Source organism: Stieleria tagensis, from assembly GCF_024129865.1.
GTDB lineage: Bacteria > Planctomycetota > Planctomycetia > Pirellulales > Pirellulaceae > Stieleria > Stieleria tagensis.
In genome coordinates this window covers 1-2,601 of record NZ_JAMYFE010000003.1, presented here as the reverse complement: position 1 = coordinate 2,601, position 2,601 = coordinate 1, and the positions used below count along the sequence as shown (strand labels likewise).

At 55.9% G+C, this 2,601-nt stretch carries 1 protein-coding gene; it reads right to left on the bottom strand.

Going from position 1 to position 2,601, the window contains the following annotated elements:
• Positions 1–3: 3 nt before the first annotated feature.
• Positions 4–1,041, bottom strand: coding sequence for an endonuclease/exonuclease/phosphatase family protein (locus NHH03_RS00030; protein WP_253153536.1), 1,038 nt, complete (start codon positions 1,039–1,041; stop codon positions 4–6).
• Positions 1,042–2,601 lie beyond the last annotated feature (1,560 nt).

Genomic DNA, 2,601 nt, shown 5'->3' with positions numbered 1-2,601 from the left:
ATGTCAAATTCTTATTGGTTCGCCGCATTTGAGTACGGCAACCACCAGAGAATGGTCAGACCCATCTCGACGAATAATCTCAGATTCCGTAGTAGTGAAGTGTGGTGTATGAAAAATGTAGTCGATTCGTAGTACGAGGGGCAACGGTCGAGTGGGCCAGTTCCAAGTTGGGTGAGCGTCAGCATCGTCGTGAATCGAGGCGTATGCATCGATCAGGCCAAGTCCAACGAGTCGTATTGGAGCCTGAAACGACGAAATGCTATTGAAGTCACCAGCAACGATCGTCGGACGTTGACAATCAATTGCGTCAATGATTGCATCGATCTCGATTGCGTGCTTGTCTTCGGTCGTCGAAAGTGCAGTCATCGCATCGCGAATCCCGCCTCCGCGCTTAATCTGAAACGGCGTTAGATGGACGTTGACGATGTGTATCCGAGTCCCCGCGAAATTCACCCTGGCGGAGTAGAAGCCAAAAAGGCCAGCGGTAGGTGGGGCGAACGTTAAGTCGGATAGTTCGATCTTCGATGCGACGGCAAATCGTTCACCGGCGTAGCGTCCGTTGTGTCCGATGGCGTGAAAATGCGGGTGTGTATCGGCAAGACGTTCGCGGAGAAACCGTTCCGATTGCAGCGTTGTCTCTTGGAGACAAATGACATCGGGGGCGGCGGTTTTGATCGCGTCAAGCACTTGGTCGCCCCGCCGGTTGCCCCAATTCAGGTTGTACGTCGCAACACGGATCGATTCGGCACAAGCATTAGAAGCAAGTGCCAAGGCGACAATCAGCATTGATGCGAGTGTCTTCATGCGTATCGGCGAACGTCGACGATCACCCCGTTCGCGGTCCAACGGGGTTAGGGCTGGCAGCGGAGTGACCGTAGTCATGGGATAAAGTTTGTGGATCGCAACGATGAGCGAACTGGGCGTGCATCGTGTGGTTCGCGCATCCGGCAGGAACGCCGGCATGAACCATTGTCGCGAACTGCCAATGTACTCGATTGGAATCGCCAAAGGAAATCCAGCGTCCCAATGGGCAGTCGGCATTCAGGCGTCGGGCTGTCTGGAGTCGTACTTGTGCTCGTGTTCAGCATGGCGGTACTCGTACTCGATGCTCAGGCGCCGGTTTGTCTTCCTCAGCCGAGTCGACCGCGCACCAATCAAACCGTGACATCAAATGTGAATCCCAGGAAACTGAGGCCGGATGAATTCCGATGGGCGCCGTTCGAGCGCACCAATCGCGGTCGGGATGTCAGGCGTCCGACAATGCCGGCAACAACGCAGAAGAGAGCAACCGCGAAAGACGAGAAAAACACGAAAGATGAGGTGGCGAGTCAGGCGTTGGTTGATACCGCGAACGATTGGGATTAACGAGTCGGCGGCGAATGACATGGACCACAGTTCCAAACCTGATTCCGCCGATCCGTTACATCCCGTGGTTACGAGCTCCCTTTTCAATTTGGTTTGAAGCTCGCGGGCAGTTTGTGTCAGCGTAGCCGGCTGCAATCGCGATCGCAACTTCGGGCGATGGGTGCAGCAGGGACGGGTGTTGGATCGGACACTGAGCAGGTGTTGGTTGAATCGTTGAGAGAAGCGTGGGGATCGCCGGCGACAAGGCCATCCGAGGAGTGTCATCGCGCCGTCGACGGCGATCCCGTCGCTTCGTATATGGTCAATCGATTGAGTTGGAAAATGTTGCTTCATGGGCGACAACTGGGCGGTCGTGCCGGTCGCGCTCGAAAGGCGATGACGAGTCGAAGCGTTGGCGACAATCAATCAGCGTATCCAAAGTAAGTCGCCAGCGGTTCGGCTGCTCGTCGCCGCCGATGCCTCACAACGGGCGTTTGCAATTCGCAAGCGTCTCCATCCCCGGCAGTCGAGCATTGCCATACGCAAATCGTTTAAGCGAGAAGTGGATTGGTTTCGGCCGCGAGCGGACGGCGCCGCCGCCCAGCAAACCGACTGCATGCATCCGATTCACAGTTCGCCCACAACTTCAGCTGAGTCTCGTCCTCGTAACGGCAGTGGTCACCGAGCGACCACCAATAAATGTAACCTCAGTAAAGACGGCGCGGTCGCTCCGGTGCACCACTTGGTTCGTCGTGTTCACTACTTCGGTGTACCAGACCACGGGTGGAACAATTTGGTCCGCCTCACTAAGCTGACAGAGGCAAAGCTAAAGGCGAAAGTCAGAGCGAATGCGATCGAAGCGAGTCCCCATGCTGTAACGACATCGCGAGGTATGTCCCAGTAAAGAAGCGGAGCTTTATTGCACCAAAACGCGTTTAGATTGCCAACGATGGCACCGCCTAAAAGAAATGCCGGTCGGTTTCGGACCACAGGAAAATGAATTGCGAGCACACTGAGCAAGCCAAGTACAGCACCGCCCAGGGGTGGAACCTCCGTGCTGAAAGAATCCGTCCAGAACAGCACCCACTGTAGAGCAGTCCCTCCAAAAAAGCCTGTTGCAAATGACGGAACTGCCCGCCAGCGTGATCCGCCGGCGGGCGTGGCAGCCACAGCGGACACGGGAGAGTATGGATTCGGTTCTTCTTTCACGGGTCGCTTAGGAGGTTCGAATCGACGAACGGCAGCGATAACCGAGTC